Source organism: Variovorax davisae, from assembly GCF_030316845.1.
Classification (GTDB): Bacteria; Pseudomonadota; Gammaproteobacteria; order Burkholderiales; family Burkholderiaceae_C; genus Variovorax; species Variovorax davisae.
Genome location: NZ_JASZYS010000009.1, coordinates 242028 through 261354 on the forward strand (window position 1 = coordinate 242028; position 19327 = coordinate 261354).

General features: G+C 68.6%; 19 protein-coding genes and 1 pseudogene. 2 read left to right on the top strand and 18 right to left on the bottom strand.

The features are described from left to right. Positions 1-9: 9 nt before the first annotated feature. The 3 genes and pseudogenes from QTI33_RS21615 to QTI33_RS21625 form a co-directional block, all read right to left on the bottom strand. A pseudogene (locus tag QTI33_RS21615) lies at positions 10-210 on the bottom strand (transketolase family protein); the annotation flags it as partial. 59 nt (positions 211-269) lie between these two features. Further along, positions 270-1709: a DUF2252 domain-containing protein gene (locus QTI33_RS21620; RefSeq protein ID WP_286508319.1), complete on the bottom strand. Its 1440-nt coding sequence runs from the start codon at positions 1707-1709 to the stop codon at positions 270-272. 65 nt (positions 1710-1774) lie between these two features. Beyond that, the gene (locus tag QTI33_RS21625) at positions 1775-2734 is read right to left on the bottom strand and encodes an AraC-like ligand-binding domain-containing protein (RefSeq protein WP_286508320.1); all 960 of its coding nucleotides are present in this window, start codon (positions 2732-2734) and stop codon (positions 1775-1777) included. Between the two features lie 163 nt (positions 2735-2897). Here QTI33_RS21625 and QTI33_RS21630 point away from each other — a divergent pair, with 163 nt between their 5' ends. Both QTI33_RS21630 and QTI33_RS21635 read left to right on the top strand, forming a co-directional pair. Then, positions 2898-3947 carry a carbon-nitrogen hydrolase family protein gene (locus QTI33_RS21630; RefSeq protein WP_286508321.1) on the top strand — a complete coding sequence of 350 codons (1050 nt, stop codon included), beginning with the start codon at positions 2898-2900 and terminating at the stop codon, positions 3945-3947. Positions 3948-3971: 24 nt separating this feature from the next. Beyond that, a complete protein-coding gene (locus QTI33_RS21635; protein ID WP_286508322.1) occupies positions 3972-5033 on the top strand; it encodes a phenylacetaldoxime dehydratase family protein in 1062 nt (353 codons plus the stop codon). Between the two features lie 8 nt (positions 5034-5041). On the opposite strand, the gene QTI33_RS21640 is transcribed toward QTI33_RS21635, so the two are convergent. The 15 genes from QTI33_RS21640 to QTI33_RS21710 all read right to left on the bottom strand — a co-directional run bounded on the left by QTI33_RS21640 (position 5042) and on the right by QTI33_RS21710 (position 19219). Next, positions 5042-5260, bottom strand: coding sequence for an acyl-CoA thioesterase (locus tag QTI33_RS21640; protein WP_444814865.1), 219 nt, complete (start codon positions 5258-5260; stop codon positions 5042-5044). A gap of 24 nt (positions 5261-5284) precedes the next feature. Further along, complete coding sequence (locus QTI33_RS21645) at positions 5285-5917, bottom strand: LysE/ArgO family amino acid transporter (protein ID WP_286508323.1); 633 nt, start codon at positions 5915-5917, stop codon at positions 5285-5287. 48 nt (positions 5918-5965) lie between these two features. Continuing rightward, positions 5966-6829: a 2OG-Fe(II) oxygenase family protein gene (locus QTI33_RS21650; protein ID WP_286508324.1), complete on the bottom strand. Its 864-nt coding sequence runs from the start codon at positions 6827-6829 to the stop codon at positions 5966-5968. Between the two features lie 511 nt (positions 6830-7340). Continuing rightward, a complete protein-coding gene (locus QTI33_RS21655; protein ID WP_286508325.1) occupies positions 7341-7775 on the bottom strand; it encodes an acyl-CoA thioesterase in 435 nt (144 codons plus the stop codon). After that, complete coding sequence (locus QTI33_RS21660; RefSeq protein WP_286368490.1) at positions 7772-8311, bottom strand: MarR family winged helix-turn-helix transcriptional regulator; 540 nt, start codon at positions 8309-8311, stop codon at positions 7772-7774. The genes QTI33_RS21655 and QTI33_RS21660 overlap by 4 nt, the downstream gene beginning before the upstream one ends. After that, positions 8308-9081, bottom strand: a complete 774-nt coding sequence (locus QTI33_RS21665; protein ID WP_286508326.1) for an SDR family NAD(P)-dependent oxidoreductase — start codon at positions 9079-9081, stop codon at positions 8308-8310. The genes QTI33_RS21660 and QTI33_RS21665 overlap by 4 nt, the downstream gene beginning before the upstream one ends. A gap of 56 nt (positions 9082-9137) precedes the next feature. After that, positions 9138-9887, bottom strand: a complete 750-nt coding sequence (locus QTI33_RS21670; protein ID WP_286508327.1) for an SDR family NAD(P)-dependent oxidoreductase — start codon at positions 9885-9887, stop codon at positions 9138-9140. A gap of 4 nt (positions 9888-9891) precedes the next feature. After that, the gene (locus QTI33_RS21675; RefSeq protein WP_286508328.1) at positions 9892-11490 is read right to left on the bottom strand and encodes an ATP-dependent acyl-CoA ligase; all 1599 of its coding nucleotides are present in this window, start codon (positions 11488-11490) and stop codon (positions 9892-9894) included. Beyond that, on the bottom strand, positions 11480-12211 hold the full coding sequence (locus QTI33_RS21680; RefSeq protein WP_286508329.1) for an ABC transporter ATP-binding protein: 732 nt from the start codon (positions 12209-12211) through the stop codon (positions 11480-11482). The genes QTI33_RS21675 and QTI33_RS21680 overlap by 11 nt, the downstream gene beginning before the upstream one ends. After that, positions 12208-13989, bottom strand: a complete 1782-nt coding sequence (locus QTI33_RS21685; RefSeq protein ID WP_286508330.1) for a branched-chain amino acid ABC transporter ATP-binding protein/permease — start codon at positions 13987-13989, stop codon at positions 12208-12210. The genes QTI33_RS21680 and QTI33_RS21685 overlap by 4 nt, the downstream gene beginning before the upstream one ends. After that, positions 13986-15041, bottom strand: a complete 1056-nt coding sequence (locus QTI33_RS21690; RefSeq protein WP_286508331.1) for a branched-chain amino acid ABC transporter permease — start codon at positions 15039-15041, stop codon at positions 13986-13988. Before QTI33_RS21690 ends, QTI33_RS21685 begins: the two co-directional genes overlap by 4 nt. A gap of 58 nt (positions 15042-15099) precedes the next feature. Beyond that, the gene (locus tag QTI33_RS21695; RefSeq protein WP_286508332.1) at positions 15100-16257 is read right to left on the bottom strand and encodes an ABC transporter substrate-binding protein; all 1158 of its coding nucleotides are present in this window, start codon (positions 16255-16257) and stop codon (positions 15100-15102) included. 41 nt (positions 16258-16298) lie between these two features. Further along, positions 16299-16769, bottom strand: a complete 471-nt coding sequence (locus QTI33_RS21700; protein WP_286508333.1) for an aromatic-ring-hydroxylating dioxygenase subunit beta — start codon at positions 16767-16769, stop codon at positions 16299-16301. Next, positions 16766-18076 carry an aromatic ring-hydroxylating dioxygenase subunit alpha gene (locus QTI33_RS21705; protein WP_286508334.1) on the bottom strand — a complete coding sequence of 437 codons (1311 nt, stop codon included), beginning with the start codon at positions 18074-18076 and terminating at the stop codon, positions 16766-16768. The genes QTI33_RS21700 and QTI33_RS21705 overlap by 4 nt, the downstream gene beginning before the upstream one ends. Continuing rightward, positions 18077-19219, bottom strand: a complete 1143-nt coding sequence (locus tag QTI33_RS21710) for an ABC transporter substrate-binding protein (protein WP_286508335.1) — start codon at positions 19217-19219, stop codon at positions 18077-18079. It lies immediately after the preceding gene. Between the last annotated feature and the right edge of the window lie 108 nt (positions 19220-19327).

Below are 19327 nucleotides of genomic sequence, written 5' to 3' on the forward strand. Positions count from 1 at the left end.
GCGCCGGATTCAGGTCCAGGCCTTGATCTGCCGGCTCATCGCCTGCGTTGAAATGCCGTAGCGGTCGTGCAGTGTCGGCAGCGCACCGGCGTCGAGGAAGGCGTCCGGCAGGCCGATCTGGCGGAAGACCGTGGTGACGCCCGAGCGCATCAGGAGGCCGGCAACCGCTTCCCCCAGGCCGCCGATCACCGAGTGGTTCTCGGCCACGACCTGGACGCCGGGCGGCTGCAGGCGCTGCGCGAGCGCGCGATCGTCTGAGGCCCGCGGGCCTACGCGGCGACTTCGACCTGGCCCGCCTTCGCGGCCTCGGCGAAGCGCGCATGGTCGGCCTCGGTCTGGGCCGCGTAGGCGGCGGCGAAGGCCACCAGCGCATCGTCGAAGACGTCCGACTTGCCGAGGTAGCCGCCGATCATCCCGGCGTCGCCCGACTTGGCGTGCGCCAGCGCCAGCGCCCAGCCGCAGAGGCGGCAGTACTCGACGAAGGCGGCTGGCGACGTCTGGCCCGGCTCCAGGTCGACGCCGCCCTTCATGTCGCGCAGCTGGCGGATGTAGAAGTGCACGCCGTCGATCTCGCCCCAGCCGAGGAAGATGTCGGGCGAGCCCTGGATCAGCCGCTGCCCGCGCACCACGCGCTCGCCATGGTTGGTGGGCGCATCGGGCGATGCGGCGCAGCCCACATAGGCCTCGAGCACCGAGGGCTGCGCCTCCTTCAGCTGCAGGAACAGCGGGTCGTCCCAGTCGCGCCCCTGCATCAGGACCACCCAGCAGCGGGTGCCGACGCTGCCCACGCCGACCACCTTCTGCGCCGCGTCGAGCACGCGGTAGCGCGACAGCAGCAAGCGCCGCTCCGGGGCCAGCGACTCCAGGTAGTGGGCCAGGCAGTGCCCGATCGCCTCGTCCACCGGCCGCCCCATCGAGGTCACGCTGGCGCGCACGATGAAGGGGTGCTGCTCGATGATCCGGTGCTGGTCGTCGACCAAGTCGGTCATCTTGTCGAGCACCTGCATGTGGGTGCGCTTGCGCGCCTTGTCGAGCACCGCATCGGCGCTGCCGCGCATGGCCGGCGGCAGCGAATCCAGCAGCCGGTCGCTGTGGATGGTGTCGTACCAGACCTCCAGCTGCCCCATGCCCGCATAGCGGCGCATCCGGCTGCGGTAGCTCTCCACCGCCGCCCGCGCGGCGGCTTCCCGCCCGGCCTTGTCGCACCCCAGGTGATCGGCCGCCACATAGGCGCTGGCCGCCAGCCGCTTGACATCCCATTCCCAGGGCCCGGGCTGGGTTTCGTCGAAATCGTTGATCGCGAACACCAGCTGCCGCTCGGCCGACGCAAAGACGCCGAAGTTGGCGACGTGCATGTCGCCGCAAGCCTGCACCTGCAGCCCGGTGCTCGGGCTCGGCGCCAGGTCGGCCGCCATGACGGCCGCCGAGCCGCGCAGGAAGGCGAACGGCGACTGCAGCATGCGGGCGTGCCGCACCGGCACCAGCTGCGGCATCCGGGTGGTCGCCTGCGCCAGCAGGATGGCCACCGGATCGACCTGCGGCGAGCGCTCGAAGGCGCCGTGGCTGGCCCGGGGCAGGCGCTCTCGCAGCGCCTTGCCCATGGCCATGCGCTCCTCGACGCCGGGCCGGGGCGTCGTGAAGGCGCTCGCCAGGGCGCGTGCCCGGCGGTCCAGTGCTTCGTCGGGGTCGGCTCTCTCGGCGCGCGCCATGGGGGTCTCCGGTGTGGCTCTTTCGCGCATCATGCCGCAATCGACCCGGGTGGCCGGGTGCCGGATCAATGCGCGATGCGCTGCCGCCACTCCCGCGGCGAGCAGCCGAAGCGCTCGCGGAACGCCCGGCTGAAGTGCGCCGCGTCGTTGAAGCCCCGGCCATAGGCGATCTCGCCGACCGTGCGGCCGGCGGCGCGCGGGTCGAGCAGGTCGCGGCTGCAGGCCTCGAGCCGGCGTTCCCAGATGTACTGCGCCGGCGTCACCGGCTCGCTCTTGAAGACGCGGTGGATCTGGCTCACCGACAGGCCGAGCGCGGCCGACAGCGTGCCGACCGACAGCGCGGGATCGTCGAGCTGCTCGTCGATGCGGCGCTTGATCCGCGCCAGGTGGAAGGCGGTCAGGTTGCTCAGCGCCGGCGCCCGCGCGGCCGGAAGCGTCTGCAGCCCGGCCACCAGGATGTTCAGCACGCCGTTGGCGACCGCCAGCGCCGAGGCCGGCTGCAGCGCGTCGATGTCCTCGTGCAACGTGCGGATCATGCCCAGCAGCAGATGGCCGGCGCCCTCGCGCCCCGACACCGTGGTGGCGGTCAGGGCCTCGGTCTGGCGCAGCTCGCTGCGCAGGCGCTCGCCGGGCAGCTTGAGCACGATCTGCTCGAACGCGTCGTCGAACAGCAGCTGGTAGGGCCGCGTGCTGTCGTAGAGCGCGAAATCGCCTTCTGACAGCACGGCGTCGCGGCCGTCCTGCCGCACCACGCCGCGGCCCCGGGCCTGGATGCTGACCAGGAAACAGTCATCGGACGAACGCGCGATGTGGCCGGCCGTGCGCATCACCTTCTGCGGCCCCGACGTGACCACCGAGACGTCGAGGCTGGGCAGCGTGTGCTGGCGGATGCTGCCGTCGAAGCCGCCGGCGCTGCGGGCCACCGGATCGCAGCCGAGCTGCACGTAGACGTTGCAGATCATGTCGGTCCAGTAGGCGAGCCGCTGCTCGCGCGGAACGACATCGGTGCTGAGCAATCGGGCCATGGAGAGATCCTTCCGGGACAGGTGGCCTGCAACGCTGGATCAAGAACGCCGCGAATTGCGGACAAGGCGCTTCCAGGCGGCGAACTTACGCTTCAAGCAACCCGTGTGCCACCGCGCTAACCCGGATGCCGCGGGTCCCTTCACACCCCTTTGGAGAAACGCCATGTCCAGCACCACCCATCCCCGCCTGCGCGTCGCCGCGGTGCAGGCCGCGCCCGTCTTCCTCGACCTCGACGGCACCATCGACAAGACCATCGACCTGATGGCCAAGGCAGCCAGCCAGGGCGTGCAGCTGATCGCCTTCCCGGAAACCTGGGTGCCCGGCTATCCGTGGTGGATCTGGCTCGATTCGCCGGCCTGGGGCATGCAGTTCGTGCAGCGCTACCACGACAACGCCCTGGTGGTCGGCTCGCCCGAGTTCGACCGCATCCGCGAGGCCGCGCGCAAGCACCGCATCTGGGTCTCGCTCGGCTACAGCGAGAAGGCCGCCGGCAGCCTCTACATCGCCCAGGCGCTGATCGACGACCAGGGCCACACGCTGCAGACGCGCCGCAAGCTGAAGCCGACGCATGTCGAGCGCACCGTGTTCGGCGAAGGCGACGGCTCGGACCTCGCCGTGGTCGAGACGTCGATCGGCAACATCGGCTCGCTGTCGTGCTGGGAGCACCTGCAGCCGCTCAGCAAGTACGCGATGTACTCGCAGAACGAGCAGATCCACTGCGGCGCCTGGCCCAGCTTCTCGCTCTACCGCGGCGGTGCCTATGCGCTTGGCGCCGAAGTCAACAACGCCGCCAGCCAGGTGTATGCGGCGGAGGGGCAGTGCTTCGTGGTGGCGCCCTGCGCCACGGTGTCGAAGGCGATGCACGAGCTGCTGTGCACCGATGCCGGCAAGCAGCAGATGCTGCTGGTCGGTGGCGGCTTCGCGCGCATCTACGGGCCCGACGGATCGCCGCTCGGCAAGAACCTGGCCGAGGACGAGGAGGGGCTGGTGGTCGCCGACATCGATCTCGGCATGATCTCGCTGGCCAAGGCCGCGGGCGACCCGGCCGGCCACTATTCGCGGCCGGACGTGACGCAGCTGCTGTTCAACAGGAAGCGGCGCGAGCCGGTGGTGCTGCAGGGCCCGGCCGAGCCCGAGAAGGCGGTCGCCGAGCCGGTGTCCGAGACGGTCGAACCGGCTGCGGCCGCCGTCCGCCAGCCGGTCGTGGCCTGAGCCTCCGCACCCAGGGGAAGCGCCATGGAATCCGCCATTGCCGAGCACCTGAAATGTCCGCGCACCCGGCACCGCCGGGTGGAGGACGACTACACGCCGCCCTACCCCGTCTGGTCGGCCCGCGCAGCCGCCGGCGTGGGCCAGGTGGTGATGGGCTACTTCGGCGTGCAGTCGCGCGGGCCCGGAATGCAGGGCCGCGCCTGTGGCGCCCTGATGCAGATCGCGCGCGGCTTCGGCCTCGCCGACGGGCCGGGCCACCATGACCTGGCGCATTTCGTCGACGCCGAGGGCTTCGACAACATGATCGCGATCGCCTACTGGAGCGACCCGGCCGCCTTCGCGCGCTGGTGCGCCACGCCCGAGATCGACGACTGGTGGCGCTCGCCCGCGCGGCTCGACGACGGCCTGGGCTACTTCCGCGAGATCGCCTCGCCGCGGGCCGAGCACTACGAGACCATGTTCAGCACCCCCGACCGCTTCGAAGGCGTCGGCGTGGTGATGGGCGGCGGGGTCAGCGGCGAGATCCGGGAGCACGGCTACTGGGGTTCGATGCGCGACCGGATCCCGTTGTCGCAGACCGATGCGATGGCACCGTCGGGGACCCGCGGCGTGATCGCGGGCACACCGTCGCCGGGCCAGCGCGTGCGCATCGACGGCCACCAGAACGTGGCGATGATCCGCTCGGGCCAGGAATGGACCGACACGACAGGCAAGGAGCGCACGCTCTACCTCGAGGACATGGAACCGACCTTGCGCGAGGGCATGGACTTCCTGCGCGACCAGGGCCTTGCGATCGGCTGCTACAGCAACCGCTACATGCACCACCTCGACGCCAGCGGCGCACGGCTGCAGAAGTCCTTCGGCCTGAGCTTCTGGCGCTCGCTGGCGGACATGGAACGCTGGGCCGAGTCGCACCCGACCCACGTGGCGATCTTCGGCAGCTTCATGCGCTATGTGCAGGAGCTCAACTTCGAGCTGCAGCTGCGCGTGTACCACGAGGTGTCGGTGCTGAAGGCGGACGAGCAACGCTACGAGTACATCCACTGCCACCCGCGCACCGGACTCATGAACGGCCTCGCGGCCTGATCGAAGGCTCAGGCCCCGGCGGGCACGCCGCGCAGGATCGCGTCGCGCAGCGCCGCCGGGATCTCGAGCGCGCGGTGCGTCTCGAGCGAGGTCGTCACCAGCACCTGGCGCATCTGCATGCGCAGTTCGCCGTCGGCGGCCACGCACTGCAGCGCCAAGGTCAGCGAGCGCGTGCCGAGGCGCTCGACCGCGAGCGCCAGCGTCACGCTGTCGCCGAAACGGCTCACGGCGCGGAAATTCGGTAACGCCGACTACGAACCGTTCCATGGGTAGTCCGCGACCAACTTTCCAGCGAGGAAAAACACCGATACGCAAACGATGATGTCCAAGGCTTGCCACACCCTGCGATTTCGAAACATGGGCGCGGCAAATCGGGATCCTGTTGTGAGCGCGATGAACCACAGAAAGGACGCAACAACGGCGCCACTCGCGAAGAAGAGCTTGTCCATCCCAACCTTGATAGCACTGATCGATCCGATGACCAGCACGGTATCCAGCCAAGCGAATGGCGTCAGCAGAGAATGAAGAATCGCCCCCTTGATGACTTGATTGCGTGGCATTGGGCGCTGCGGGGCACCTTGCTCGTCGAGAAACGTTTCACCGCGATAAGCTGCGTACAAGGCTCGAATACCGAAGTACGACAAGTACACAATGCTGACGGACATGGTCGCAACCATGATCCAGCGATTCGCCGTAATGAACGCACCAAGTCCGACCACTCCCAAAGCGATCAAAAGCACATCCGAAAAAGCACAGATCAGTACCAGCGCGAACGTGTTACTTCCTGTTAGGTTGTTTTTGATGACAAATGTATCCTTGGGTCCCAGGGCGACAAGCAGGCCGGCGCCAAGAACGAACCCCTCAGTGAAATGCAGGTTGAGCACGTTCGATCCAGTCAAAATTGGAGAGGGCGACGAGCCCTCTCTGTTGGGTTAGATCAGCGGTGCATTGCCGAACGCACGATGACTCTCATCGGCGATCGAGGCGATGTTGATCGTCTTTTTTTCGAGCAGTGTGGTGTACGGTTGCCCCAGATCAGGAATGGCGAAGTAAACCAATGATTTGCGTGAAAGCTCCATTTTCGGGTTGCGAACCGCGTGATACATCGTAGGGATTTTTCCGTCTGAAAGCAGCGTCAACAGCGAGCCGGTGATAACGATGATCTCATCATCGGCCAAGTGCACAGGAACTTCCTCGTCGCTGAGAAAAATGACCAACCCATCACGCGTCGGTTTGATCAACGTAATCAGATGCCCGTCTTCATGACGGTCCTGCAAGTAGCCTCGATCATCTACTTGGTGGCCGTTCTCGTACATGCAGAGCTGAACATAAGAACTATCGCGGATGATCATTTGATCCTCATTGCGAAAAAAATCCCACAGTCCCGAAACAATTCTTTGACTCAGCGACCACAATTCGCTCTCGCTTTTTTGTATGTCCTTGTATACGGGAGTGTCAACGAACGGATGGCCTGAATGAAGTCCGCGATGCTTGTGCCAATAGCAGAAGCGGTCGCAGAGGTCCACGTTCTCTGTGTACTTGGCATGCTCACCTCCCTTGAGAAGGAATCCATCCGTTCGATCGGGAAAGCAGAAGTCTCGGCTCTGCTCTTTCGGGACGCGCGAGATGCCATCAAGCGTTGACCACACAGCAATTTGAGCCGTCATCGGCATCTTCATGACTGCATAACCGTGGGTGATCAGCGAAAGCACGGTACTTCGCAAACTCGTATGTTGCGAATCTGCACCGAGTGGCTTTGATTGGGTGACACCAAAAAAAGTAACAGTTGAACTCATTTAAAACTCCCTTGGCCGGCGAATCGCCGTCTTTTATTTCACACCATCAGAAGTCGAATCCTTGCCAAAATGCCTCAAAGATGGAGTGGTTTTCTACCTGCTCTCCACGCAACGCGCAACGAAATCAAGGCGACTGACAAGGAAAAGACAATTGTGAAAAAGAATGGCAACGTCGACCTAAAACGCTGCTGAAACACCTTGTTCGAAAGTCTCCCGCAAATGCAAGTTCGTGCGCATGCGGACCTTGGCAGAAGTCCGTCCGTTGGCCCGTAGAGGGGCACGAGAGCCGAAAATGTGCCCTCGAAGCGGGGAAACTGCGACGGCAGCGAACCTGGACAACAACTCGATGTCGATTCGCGGCCCGGCGTCACTTGGTTGCTGTTCAACAAGACGCGGCACGCGCCGGCGGTGCTGCAAGCGCGGGGCGAGTCGGAGGCTGCAGGCGTCGAGGCTGTGCCAACCCCTGCGCCCGTGGAGCTGACTGCAGCCCGTCTCGGCTTGACGCGAAGGCTCAGCCCGCGTCGGGAAGGCCGCGCAGGATCGCGTCGCGCAGCGCCGCCGGGATCTCGAGCGCGCGGTGCGTCTCGAGCGAGGTCGTCACCAGCACCTGGCGCATCTGCATGCGCATTTCGCCGTCGGCGCCCACGCACTGCAGCGCCAGCGTCAGCGAGCGCGTGCCGAGGCGCTCGACCGCGAGTTCCAGCGTCACGCTGTCGCCGAAACGGCTCACGGCGCGGAAGTCGGCTTCGAGCCGAACGGTCGGCAGGCCGATGCGCTGGTCGGCGATCAGGTGGCGGTAGCCGATGCCCATGGCATCGACCCAGTCCTCGACCAGCCCGTTGAACATCACGAAGTACTGCGGGTAGAACACGATGCCCGCGGGGTCGCAGTCGGAAAAGCGGATCAGCCGCTCGCGGCGGAAGGCAGGGGCTGCCGCTGCGTTCACGCCGGCTCCTCGCCGCCGGCCTCGTTACGCATCACGTGGACCCGCAGTTGGCCCAGCTGGCTGTGCAGCTGCTTCACGGTCTTCATGTCGAGCCCCGAGAACATCTCGAGGATCCATTGCTCGTGCTCGCTGGCCATGGCCTCGAAGCTGCGACGTCCCTTGGGCGTGAGGCTCACGATCCAGGCCCGGCGGTCGTCCGGGCTGGCGGTGCGCGACACCACGCCTTCGCGCTCCAGTTCGTCGGTGAGCCCGGTGACGTTGCCGCCAGTGACCATCAGGTAGCGCGACAGCACGCGCATCTTGAGGCCGTCCTTGTAGCGGTAGAGCTGCGCCATGTAGTCGAAGCGCGCCAGCGTGATGTCGAAGCGCTCGCGCAGCCGTTTGCGGATCTCGGCCTCGATCTGCGTCGTGCTGGCCAGCATGCGCAGCCAGAGCTTGAGCACGGCGTGGTCGTCGTTGCCGGCGCGGGCCTCGTGGCCCAGCTCCTCGGCGTCGCTGAGCGCCGCATGCGACGGGTCGTTGGTGCTGTCGATCATGTGACCTCCCCGCCCGACACCGAGATCGACTGGCCGGTGACCGAGGCCGCCGCCTCGCCGCAGAGCCAGCGCACCGCATCCGCGACCTCGGCCGGCTGCACGATGCGGCGCTGCGGATTGACCACCGCGAACTCGGCCAGCGCATCGGCCTCGCTGCGGCCGGTCTTGCCGACCACGTTGGCGACGCTGTTGCGCAGGATGTCGGTGTCGGTGTAGCCCGGGCAGACGGCGTTGACCGTGATGCCCTTGCGCGCCACCTCGAGCGCCAGCGAGCGCGTGAGGCCGATCACGCCATGCTTGGCCGCCGTGTAGGCGGCCACGTAGGCATAGCCCTTCTGCCCCGCGGTGCTGGCGATGTTGACGACCCGGCCCCAGCCGGCATCGAGCATGTCGGGCAGCGCCGCCTGCGCGCAGAGGAAGCTGCCCGTGAGGTTGACGCCGAGCATGCGCTGCCAGAGCGCGACCGAGGTCTTGAGGAAGGGCGCGCTCTCGGCCTGGCCGGCGTTGTTGACCAGGATCTGGACCGGGCCCGACGCCGCGCGCAAGGCCTCGAAGGCGGCGCGCACCGAGTCGGCATCGGCGACATCGACCGTCGCCACGCCGTGGCCGCTGCCCGCCAGTTCGCCCCGCACCCGCTCCAGCGCGGCGCGATCGCGGCCGAGCAGCGTCAGGCGGGCGCCCTCGGCCGCCAGGGTGCGCGCGATCTCGGCGCCGATCCCACGGGCCGCGCCGGTCACGACCGCGTGGCGCCCATTCAGTGAATTTTTCATGGCTAGCAAAACCGTTGACAACTAAACATTTTAACCACGGGTGCTTTTTCCGGGGCTCAGCGCATGAAGCGGCCGCCGTTGAGATCCAGCGTCGCGCCCGTGACGAAAGCCCCGGCCGCCGAGGCCAGGTAGACCACGGCCGCCGCCACTTCCTGCGCCTCGCCGAAGCGGCCGAGCGGGATTCCGCTGAGCAGCGCCTGTTGCCGCTCCGGTCTCATGGCGTCGAGCAGGGGACCGCGGATCGCCGCCGGCGCGATCGCGTTGACTGTCACGCCATCGGCCGCCAGCGCCTGCGCGAACGAGCGGGTCAGCGCGATCAGGCCGGCCTTCGAAGCCGCATAGTGGACCCCGCTCGCCGCGCTGGCCTGCTGGCCGGCGATCGAGGCCAGGTTGACGATCCGGCCCGCGCCGCGCCCGCGCATGTGGCGTCCGGCGATGCGGCAGCCGAAGAAGCTGCCGCGCAGGTTCACCGCCATCACCTCGTCCCATTCGCCGGCGCTGATGTCCCAGAGCGAGGTCGAGGGCGTCAGCGCGGCGTTGTTGACCATCACGTCGACGGCACCGAAGTGCGCCGCTGCGGCCTCGAAACAGCCGGCGAAGGCGCTCTCGTCGCGGACGTCGAGCGCCATCGCGATGCAGCGGTGGCCGGCGTCGCGCAGGCCCGCCGCCACCGCCTCGACGGCCGGCGCGTCGATGTCGGTCAGCATCACGCCGGCGCCCGCCTGCGCCAGCCCCTGCGCGATCGCGGCCCCCAGGCCCTGCCCCGCGCCGGTGACGAAAGCCGCTTGGCCGTCGAGGGAGAACATGGCTTCAGCCCTTGGCGCGTGGGGCGCCCGGCCCGCGGTCCCAGGTGGCGGCCGTCACGCCGCGCTCGCGCAGCTTGTACTTCTGCACCTTGCCGTTCTCGGTGCGCGGCAGGTCGTCGAGCAGGTCGACATAGCGCGGCACGGCGAAATAAGGCAGGCGCGCCTCGCAGAAACGCATGAGCTCGGCCGGCTCGATCGCATGGCCCGCGCGCGCCACCAGCGCCGCCATCACCTCGTCCTCGGCCAGTTCGGAGCCCACCGGGTAGACCGCGCAGGCCGCCACGCCAGGATGGCTCAGCAGCACCTGCTCGACCTCGAAGGAGGAGATGTTCTCGCCGCGGCGGCGGATCGCGTCCTTGATGCGGTCGACGAAGCGGAAGGCGCCGTCGGCCTCGCGCAGCACGCGGTCGCCGGTGTGGAACCACAGGTTGCGCCAGGCCTCGACCGTCTTCCCGGGCATGTTGAAGTAGCCGCTCGCGAAGGCATAGGGCTCGTCGGCGCGCAGCAGCAGCTCGCCGGCCTCGCCGGGCGGCAATTCGGCATCGTCGGCATCGGCGACCCGGGCCTGGAAGCCCGGCCGCAGCCAGCCCATGACGCCGCCGCGCGGCGAGTCGGGGGCGGTGGCGATGGCGAAATTGGTCTCGGTCGAGCCATAGCCTTCGAGCAGCCGCACGCCGGTGCGGGCCAGGAAGGCCTGCCCGGCCGCCGCCGGCACCCCGGGGCCGAGCCCGGTGCGCACCCGGTGGTCGCGCTCGCCCGGCCCCTCGGGCTGGGCCAGCAGGATCGGCACCATCGCGCCCAGCAGGTAGACCACCGTGGCGCCACAGGCCCGCATCGAGGGCCAGAAGCCCGAGGCCGAGAAGCGCGATTCGAACACCACTTCGGCCCCCGTCAGGGCGGCCTGCGCGAAGGTGTTGAGCGCGTTGATGTGGAACAGCGGCAAGGTGGTGCACAGCACGTCGTCGGCGCCGACGCCGAGCACCTCGGCACTGTTCACGCCCCACCAGAAATACTGGGCATGCGGGCAGACCACGCCCTTGGCCGGGCCCGTGGTGCCGGAGGTGTAGAGGATGGCGAGCGGATCGCCGGGCTGGACCGCCGCCGGCGCGACCGCCTCGGCGCCGGCCGGCCAGGGCACGAGGCGGATGCCTTCGGGCGGCTGCCAGCCGCCGGTCGCCTCGCCGATGACCCAGATCGTCTGCAGCGCCGTGCGCGCCAGGTCCGCGGTCTGCAGCCGTTCGAGCAGGCCGGCCTCGATCACCAGCAGCCGGGCTTCGCTGTTGGCCAGGAAGTATTCGAGCTGGGGGCCCATCGACGCGGTGTTGACCGGCACCGCCACGGCGCCGAGCCAGCCGGCGCCGAGGAAGGCTTCGAGGAACTCGATGCGGTTGCCGCTCATGATCGCCACGCGGTCGCCGCGCGCCACGCCGCATTGCGCCAGCGCGCCGGCACGGCTGGCGGCGGCCGCGGCCGCATCGGCATGCGTCCAGCTGCGGCCCGCGACCTGCAGCAGGGGGCGCTGCGCGAACCCGGCCGCCTGCCGCTGCAGCATCGCGGGCAAGGTGCGCTGCGCGGCCGGCAGCCGGCGCGGCTCAGTCGTCATCGTGGGTGCCTCCGCCGAGGTAGGTGGCCTGCACGCGCGGATCGCTCTCGAGCTGCTCGGACGGCCCCGACAGCGCGATCTCGCCGGTCTCCAGCACATAGCCGTGGTCGGAGCTCTCGAGCGCGGCGCGCGCGTTCTGCTCGACCAGCAGGATCGACACGCCGTCGTCGCGCAGCTTGCGCACGATGGCCAGGATGTCGCGCACGATCAGCGGCGCCAGGCCCAGGCTCGGTTCGTCGAGCATCAGCAGGCGCGGCGCCGACATCAGCGCCCGGCCGACCGCCAGCATCTGGCGCTCGCCGCCCGACAGCGTGTCGGCGCGCTGCGAGCGCCGCTCCGCCAGCCGGGGGAAGCGCTCGTAGACCTGCTGCAGCTGGCGCTTGAGCGCCGCGCTCGCCAGCCGCTTGGAGTAGGCCCCGAGCTGCAGGTTGTCGAGCACGCTGAGCTCGCCGAACAGCTCGCGCTTCTCGGGCACCAGGCACAGGCCGCGCTCGACCCGCGCCTCGACGTCGAGCCCGTGCAGGTCCTCGCCTTCGAACTTCAGCAGGCCCTTGCTCGGCAGCAGGCCCATCGCCGCGGCCAGCAAGGTGGTCTTGCCGGCGCCGTTGGGGCCGATCACCGAGATGATCTGGCCGTGTTCGAGCTGCAGCGAGACGCCGCGCACCGCGTCGACCTGGCCGTAGGACACGTGCAGGTCGCCGATTTCGAGCATCGCCGTCATACGACACTCCCCAGATACGCCGCCTGCACCCGCTCGTCGGCCCGCACCGCCGCGGGCACGCCCTCGACCAGCTTGGAGCCGAAGTTCATCACCACCAGCCGGTCCACCAGTTTCATCACGAAGTCCATGTCATGTTCGACGATCAGGATCGTCACGCCGTCGTCGCGCAGCTTGCGCAGCAGCTCGCCGAGCGCCATCTTCTCCTTGCGGCGCAGGCCGGCCGCGGGCTCGTCGAGCACCAGCAGCACCGGGTCGGCCGCCAGCGCGCGCGCGATCTCCAGGATGCGCTGGGTCCCCAGCGGCAGGCTGCCGGCGAGCTCGTGCGCCCGGTCGCCGAGGCCGATGCGCTCCAGCTGGCGCTGCGCCTCCTGCAGGATCTGGCGCTCCTCGGCGCGGTCCAGGCGCAGGCCCGCCTTGAGCACGCCCGCGTTCGTGCGCGAGTGGGCGCCGAGCGCCACGTTGTCGAGCAGGCTCATGTGCGGGCGCAGCTTCACGTGCTGGAAGGTGCGCGCCAGCCCGAGCCGCGCCACCGTGCGCTGCGGCAGGCCGGCGATATCCTGGCCCAGGAAGCGCACCTGGCCCGCGGTCATCGGCAAGGTGCAGGTCAGCAGGTTGAACATGGTCGACTTGCCGGCGCCGTTGGGTCCGATCAGGCCGACGATCTCGCCCGCCTTGACGTCGAAGCTGACGTCGTTCACCGCCACCAGCCCGCCGAAGCGCTTGACCGCCCCGGTCACGGTGAGGATCGGCGAGCCGCGATCGGGCAGCGTGCGATGCGCCAGCGGCTCGACCGGCGTCGACGAGGCCTGCGCCGGCGCCGCACTGAAGCGCCCGCGGGTCCAGCGCCGCACGAAGCCCATCAGGCCGCCGCGGGCGAAATGCAGCAGCAGGATGAACAGCGCCGCGAAGGCCACCGCTTCGAGCTGGCCGGCGCGCTGGGTGAGCATCGGCAGCACGTCCTGCAGGCCGTTCTTGAGCACCAGCACCAGCGCCGAGCCGACCAGCGCACCGGCCAGCTGCCCGAGCCCGCCGGCCACCGCCATCAGCAGGTATTCGATGCTGGCGCGGACGTCGAAGGGCGAGGGGCTGACGAAGCGGTTCATGTGGGCATAGAGCCAGCCCGCCAGGCCCGCGAACAGCGCCGCCGTCACGAACAGCGTGAGCCGCACGCGGTAGGCGTCGGCGCCGACGCTGGCCAGCAGCGTGGCACCGCCGCGCAGGCTGCGGATCGCGCGGCCAGGCCGCGACTGCAGCAGGTTCTGGCTGAACAGGAAGGCCAGCCCGACCAGCACCCAGATCAGGTAGTAGATGGCGCGCGGGTCGGCCAGCGACCAGCCGCCGATGCGCAGCGGCGGGATGTTCGACAGCCCGGTGTGGCGCCCCAGCGCATCGACGTTGCCGAACAGCATCGCGATCGACAGCCCCCAGGCGATGGTGCTGAGCGGCAGGAAGTGGCCGCCCAGGCGCAGGGTCAGCATGCCGATGGCCAGCGCCGAAAGGCCGGTCAGCAGCAGCGCGAACAGGAGGCCGATCCACGGCGACATGCCTTGGGTGGTGGTGAGCCAGGCGGTGGCATAGGCCGCGATGCCGACGAAGGCCGCCTGCCCGAAGGAGGTGGCGCCGCCGATGCCGGTCAGCAGCACCAGCCCCAGCGCGACCAGCGCGCCGATGCCGATGTCGTTGAGCAGCGAGACCGTGAAGTTGCCGGCCAGCATCGGCGCGATGGCCAATGCGACGATCACGACGATCCAGAAGTTGCGGGTTCGAAGGAGGTTCATTGGTCCACCTCGTCTTCTTCCTCTTCCGAATGCACGCTCATGAAGGAGCGCAGCATCAGCACCGGGATCAGCAGGCTGAAGACGATCACGTCCTTGAGCGCGCCGCTCCAGAACGAGGCGAAGCTCTCGACCACGCCGACCGCCAGCGCGCCGATGGCGGTCATCGGGTAGCTCACGAGGCCGCCGATGATCGCGGCCACGAAGGCCTTGAGGCCGATGATGAAGCCGGAGTCGTAGTACATGGTGGTGACGGGTGCGATCAGCACACCGATCAGGCCGGCCAGCAGCGAGGCGCTGCCGTAGGCCAGCAGGGCGGTGCGCGCCGGCCGGATGCCGACCAGCCGGGCGCCGACGCGGTTGACGGCGGTGGCGCGCAGCGCCTTGCCGGCCACCGTGCGTTCGAAGACCAGGAAGAACAGGCCGCTCAGCACGATCGCCGCCCCGACCATCAGCACCACCTGGCCGCTGACCGAGAAGCCGTCGCCGAGCGCGATGCTGCCGCCCGCGAGCGGCCGGGTGCGCGAGCCTTCGGGCCCGAAGAACAGCAGGCCCAGGCCCGACAGCAGGAAGTGCAGCGCCAGCGAGACGATCAGCAGCACCAGCACCGAGGCATCGGCAATCGGCTGGAACACCACGCGCGCCAAGAGCGGCGCGATCGGCACCACCAGCAGCACCGTGACCGCGATCTGCACCGCCGCCGGCATGTCAGGCCGCGCGGTGGCCCAGGCCAGCAGGCAGGGCAGCAGCGGCAACAGGCCCCAGGCCAGGATCGCCTTCGGCACCTTGCGCCCTTCGCCACGCCGCAGCAGGCTGCCGACCTCGGTCAGCGTCGCCAGTGCGGCCAGCACCATCACCAGCCCGATGGTCGGCGGCAGGCGGCCGGTCTCGAAGGCCGCCAGGGTCAGCGCGGCGAAGGCCGCGATGTCGCCGAAGGGCACGAAGACCACCCGCGTGACGGAAAAGATCAGCACCAGCCCGAGCCCCGCGAGCAGATAGACCGCGCCATTGGCGAGCCCGTCGATGCCCAGGATGAGCGCCACGTCCCATGTCATTGAAATGCCCTTCGCATGATCGTCCTGAAGTCGTTGTTGTCGTTGGAGGGGGCGGAGCTTAAGGCGCCAGCTTCCACTGGCCGTTGTCGAGCTTGACGATCACGCGGGCGCGCTCGTCCACGCCGTACAGGTTGCCCGGCTTGAAGTTGTAGACGCCATGCGTGCCCACCACTTCCTTGGTGCTGGCGATCGCGTCGCGCAGCGCGAGGCGGAACTCGGGCGTGCCGGGCTCGCCCTTGGCGCGCGCGGCGGCGTCGGTGAAGACCAGCCAGCCGTCGAAGGAATAGGCCGAGAAGGCGTCGCTGGTCGGCGCGTTGTTGACCTTCTGGAAGGCAGCGCGGAAGTCCATCGCGATCTTCTTGGTCGGATAGCCGTCGGGCAGCTGCTCGGCCACGATCACCGGGCCGGTGGGCATCAGCGCGCCCTGCCCGGCCGCGCCGACCACGCGCACGAAGTCGGGGTTGATCAAGCCGTGCTGGCCGTACACCGGGCCCTTGAAGCCGCGCTCGGACAGCGCCAGGAAGGGCAGCGCGCCCGGCGTGCCGGCGCCGCCGGTCATCACGGCGTCGGGCTTCATCGCCACCAGCTTGAGCACCTGGCCGGTGACCGAGGCATCGGCGCGCGCATAGCGCTCGTTGCCCAGCACCTGGATGCCGGCCTCTGGCGCCGACTTCATCAGGGCGTTGTAGACCAGGTCGCCCCAGGCGTCGGAGAAGCCGATGTAGCCGACCGACTTGACGCCATCCTTCTTCATGCGCTGGACCACCGCGTCGATCATCAGCTGGGTCGGCTGCGCGACCGTGAAGACCCACGGGTTCTCGGCCGCGTCGAGCTGGATCGGCGTCAACCCGATCATCGGCACCTTGGCATCGCGGCCCACCTGCGCCATCGCGATCGCGGCCGGCACGCCCGAGGTGCCCATCAGCACGTCGACCTTGTCCTCCTCGACCAGCTTGCGCGCATTGCGTCCGGCGGTGGTCGGGTCGGAGCCGTCGTCGAGCACGATCAGCTGGATCTTGCGGCCGTTGACCTCCGGCTTGTAGGCCAGCGCGGCCTGCATGCCCTTGGCGTAGGGCACGCCGAGCGAGGAGTTGGGGCCGGAGAGCGACACGCTCAGGCCGACCTTGAGGTCGGCGGCGATCGCCACCGCCGTGAGGCCGACGCCCAGCGCGGCCGCCAGCGCGCTGCGGGTCAAGGTCTGCATCAAGCTCTTCATGTCGTGGGCTCCTGGTGGGTGGAATGGAACGAGCGGATTGCTCAGATGAACAACTGGATGGCCGGCAGCGCCTGCCCGGCAGTGAGAAGGTCGACCCGCTTTTGCCGGATCGCCCAGCCGGCGGCGGTGCGCAGCAGCAGGTGGCGATAGCTGCCTGCGAGCATCAGCTGCTGCTCGCCGCGGGCTTCGACATAGAGGAAGGGGGTGCGCAGCACGACTTCGCCGCTTTCGGCGTCGTCGCTTTCGATGCGGGCGCGCTGCAGCACGTGCTGGCAGCGGCTCGCCGGATGCTGCGAATGGGCGCGCGGATTCTTGAGGCGCTCGATGCGCAGCTGCAGCAGCAGCCGGTCTTCGTAGGCGATCGAGTTGTGGGTGTAGGGATCGGCCTGCGCCGCGCCCTGCAGCGGCACCCAGTAGTGGCCGTCGTCGGTGAACAGGGCCAGCCAGTCGTCGAAGCGGCCGGCGTCGAGCAAGGCCGCCTCCGCCGCGATGAAGTCTTCGGGCGTCGTCATGCGGCCGCCGCCATGTACCGGGCCCAGGCGCGGAACTGGTTGCGCATCAACAGTTCGTTGGTGCCGTTGGTGGTGATCGTCGACTGCTGCAGCTCCGAGGGATCGAAGTCGCGGTGCAGGCTGACCCACTCGTTGCCGTCGGCGCGCAGGCCCTGCTGCATGCTCTCGAACAGGTGCACGTCGTCATGGGCCACCACCGACATCGGCGAGAAGACCAGCCGGTTGTAGTTCATCGCGCGCTCGAACAGCACCTCGGGCGCGCCGGCCGCGCGGAAGCTCCAGGCCTCGATCAGCGTCCGGTTGGCGGCCAGCGGCCGGATCACGCGGATCGCCTGTGGCGATCCCTTGACCGACAGGCTGGGGAAGAACACCGAGTTCTGCGGCGAGCGCTGCAGGATCTCGGCGGCGCGCTCGGCCCCGTGCGCGTCGCGCATCGCCTGCTCGTAGTCGGGCAGCTGGGCGTAGTTGGAGTGGATGCTGAAATTGACGCCCAGCACGCTGTGGCCATTGGCGAACACGCGCCCGCCCATCTTGTCGAAGAAGTCGTAGCCCGAGCCGAAGGGCAGGATCTGCTCCATCGCCATCGGCTTGGGGGCATCGGGCGCGCGGCCCTGCCACAGCGCATCGGCTGCCTGGGTGGCCGATTCATGGGTCGACATCGGATGCACCGTGTCGTTGATATTCTCGAGGTACATCTTCCAGTTGCAGTGGATGATGTTGCGCAGCACGCCGCCGCCGACCGTGAGGCGGCCCTCGGGCGAGCGGTCGACCATGTTGTCGATCGCGCCCAGCACCTCGCCGAAGAATTCCTCGAAGCCCGGCCCCTCGTCGGACAGCCGCACGAAGACGAAGTCGCGGTACACGGCCGTGTGCTTCAGCTCGGTCAGGCCCTGGCCCGATTCGCATTCCTTCAGCCGCGTGCCTTCATAGCCGCTCTTGAGCGGGATCGCCAGCGGCGCACCGTCGAGCTTGTAGGTCCAGGCGTGGTAGGGGCAGCGAAAGAACTTGCCGGTGTTGCCGCATTCATCGGTGACCAGCCGGCTGCCCTTGTGGGCGCAGCGGTTGTAGAACACGCGCACCGCGCCGTCGGCCTGCCGAACCATCATCACCGGCCGACCGGCCAGCTCCAGCGACCAGAAGTCGCCGCTGTTCGGCACGTGGCTCGCATGGCCGACGTAGAGCCAGGTGCGGGCGAAGAGGCGCTCCTGCTCGAGCGCGAACAGCTCCTCGCTCAGGTACAGGTCGCGGTGCACGCGATCGTCCTGGACGAGCGCGGCGATCGCTTCGGGCCGGTCGCGGTAGGTCATCTACGGAACCAGCTTCCACTGGCCCTTCTCGCTGCGCACGATCACCACCGCGCGCTGGTCGGAGCCATAGCGGTTGTCGGGCTTGAAGTTGTAGATGCCATGGGTGCCGGCGAGCTCCTTGGTGCTGACGATGGCGTCGCGCAGCGCCGTGCGATAGGCCGGCGTGCCGGGCTCGCCCTTGGTGCGCGCGGCGGCATCGGCCAGCAGCAGGTAGGCGTCGTAGGTGTAGGACGAGAAGGCGTCGTTCGGCGCTGATCCATTGGCCTTCTGGTAGGCACTGCGGAAGGCCATCGAGACCTTCTTGATCGGGTTGCCGTCGGGCAACTGGTCGGCCACCAGCACCGGGCCGCTGGGCACCTGCAGGCCTTCGATCGAGGCGCCACCCACGCGCACGAAGTCGGCGTTGATCAGGCCGTGCGTGCCGTAGATCTGGCCCTTGTAGCCGCGCTCGGCCAACGCCAGGTAGGGCAATGCGCCCGGCGTGCCCGAGTTGCCGGCGAACACCGCATCGGGCCTGGTCGAGATGATCTTGAGCACCTGGCCCGCCACCGACGAATCGCTGCGCGCGTAGCGCTCGTTGGCCACCACCTTGATGCCGGCCGCCTCGGTGCTCTTCAGGAGCGAGTCGTAGGCGAGATCGCCGAGCGCGTCCGAAAAGCCGATGAAGGCGACCGTCTTCACGCCCGACTTCTTCATGCGGTCGACCACCGCCGCGACCATCAGCGGGAAGGGCTGCGACACGGTGACGGTCCAAGCGCCCTCGGGCCCGGGAATGGTGACCGGGGTCGGCGAGATCAGCGGCGTGTTGAGCTCGCGCGCCACCGCCGCGATCGCCATCGCGCCGGGCACGCCCGAGGTGCCGATCAGCACGTCGACCTTGTCTTCGACCACCAGCTTGCGCGCATTGCGCCCGGCGGTGGTCGGGTCGGAGGCGTCGTCGAGCACGATCAGCTCGACCTTGTGGCCGGCCAGCACCGGGTGCTCGGCGATCGCGGCGCGGATGCCCTTCTCGTAGGGAATGCCGAGCGCCGAGACCGGGCCCGAGAGCGAGCTGATGAAGCCGACCTTGAGGTCCGCGGCCCAGGCCTGAGCAGCAGCGAAGGCAACTGCCGTGACGCCGAGAAATCGAATGAAGGTGCGCATGATCAATGTGTTCCGGTATGCGATGCGGTCAACCGCCCGCACTCAATGCAAGGGACATTCCAGGAATACCGCGGAACCGGCTCTGCCGGGCCGCTGGTATTGCCCCCG

Excerpts from the sequence above, each read along its gene's own strand:
- QTI33_RS21620 (WP_286508319.1), bottom strand. The coding sequence starts at position 1,709 with ATGGCGCGCGCCGAGAGAGCCGACCCCGACGAAGCACTGGACCGCCGG.
- QTI33_RS21625 (WP_286508320.1), bottom strand. The coding sequence starts at position 2,734 with ATGGCCCGATTGCTCAGCACCGATGTCGTTCCGCGCGAGCAGCGGCTC.
- QTI33_RS21630 (WP_286508321.1), top strand. The coding sequence starts at position 2,898 with ATGTCCAGCACCACCCATCCCCGCCTGCGCGTCGCCGCGGTGCAGGCC.
- QTI33_RS21635 (WP_286508322.1), top strand. The coding sequence starts at position 3,972 with ATGGAATCCGCCATTGCCGAGCACCTGAAATGTCCGCGCACCCGGCAC.
- QTI33_RS21650 (WP_286508324.1), bottom strand. The coding sequence starts at position 6,829 with ATGAGTTCAACTGTTACTTTTTTTGGTGTCACCCAATCAAAGCCACTC.
- QTI33_RS21660 (WP_286368490.1), bottom strand. The coding sequence starts at position 8,311 with ATGATCGACAGCACCAACGACCCGTCGCATGCGGCGCTCAGCGACGCC.
- QTI33_RS21665 (WP_286508326.1), bottom strand. The coding sequence starts at position 9,081 with ATGAAAAATTCACTGAATGGGCGCCACGCGGTCGTGACCGGCGCGGCC.
- QTI33_RS21670 (WP_286508327.1), bottom strand. The coding sequence starts at position 9,887 with ATGTTCTCCCTCGACGGCCAAGCGGCTTTCGTCACCGGCGCGGGGCAG.
- QTI33_RS21675 (WP_286508328.1), bottom strand. The coding sequence starts at position 11,490 with ATGACGACTGAGCCGCGCCGGCTGCCGGCCGCGCAGCGCACCTTGCCC.
- QTI33_RS21680 (WP_286508329.1), bottom strand. The coding sequence starts at position 12,211 with ATGACGGCGATGCTCGAAATCGGCGACCTGCACGTGTCCTACGGCCAG.
- QTI33_RS21685 (WP_286508330.1), bottom strand. The coding sequence starts at position 13,989 with ATGAACCTCCTTCGAACCCGCAACTTCTGGATCGTCGTGATCGTCGCA.
- QTI33_RS21690 (WP_286508331.1), bottom strand. The coding sequence starts at position 15,041 with ATGACATGGGACGTGGCGCTCATCCTGGGCATCGACGGGCTCGCCAAT.
- QTI33_RS21695 (WP_286508332.1), bottom strand. The coding sequence starts at position 16,257 with ATGAAGAGCTTGATGCAGACCTTGACCCGCAGCGCGCTGGCGGCCGCG.
- QTI33_RS21700 (WP_286508333.1), bottom strand. The coding sequence starts at position 16,769 with ATGACGACGCCCGAAGACTTCATCGCGGCGGAGGCGGCCTTGCTCGAC.
- QTI33_RS21705 (WP_286508334.1), bottom strand. The coding sequence starts at position 18,076 with ATGACCTACCGCGACCGGCCCGAAGCGATCGCCGCGCTCGTCCAGGAC.
- QTI33_RS21710 (WP_286508335.1), bottom strand. The coding sequence starts at position 19,219 with ATGCGCACCTTCATTCGATTTCTCGGCGTCACGGCAGTTGCCTTCGCT.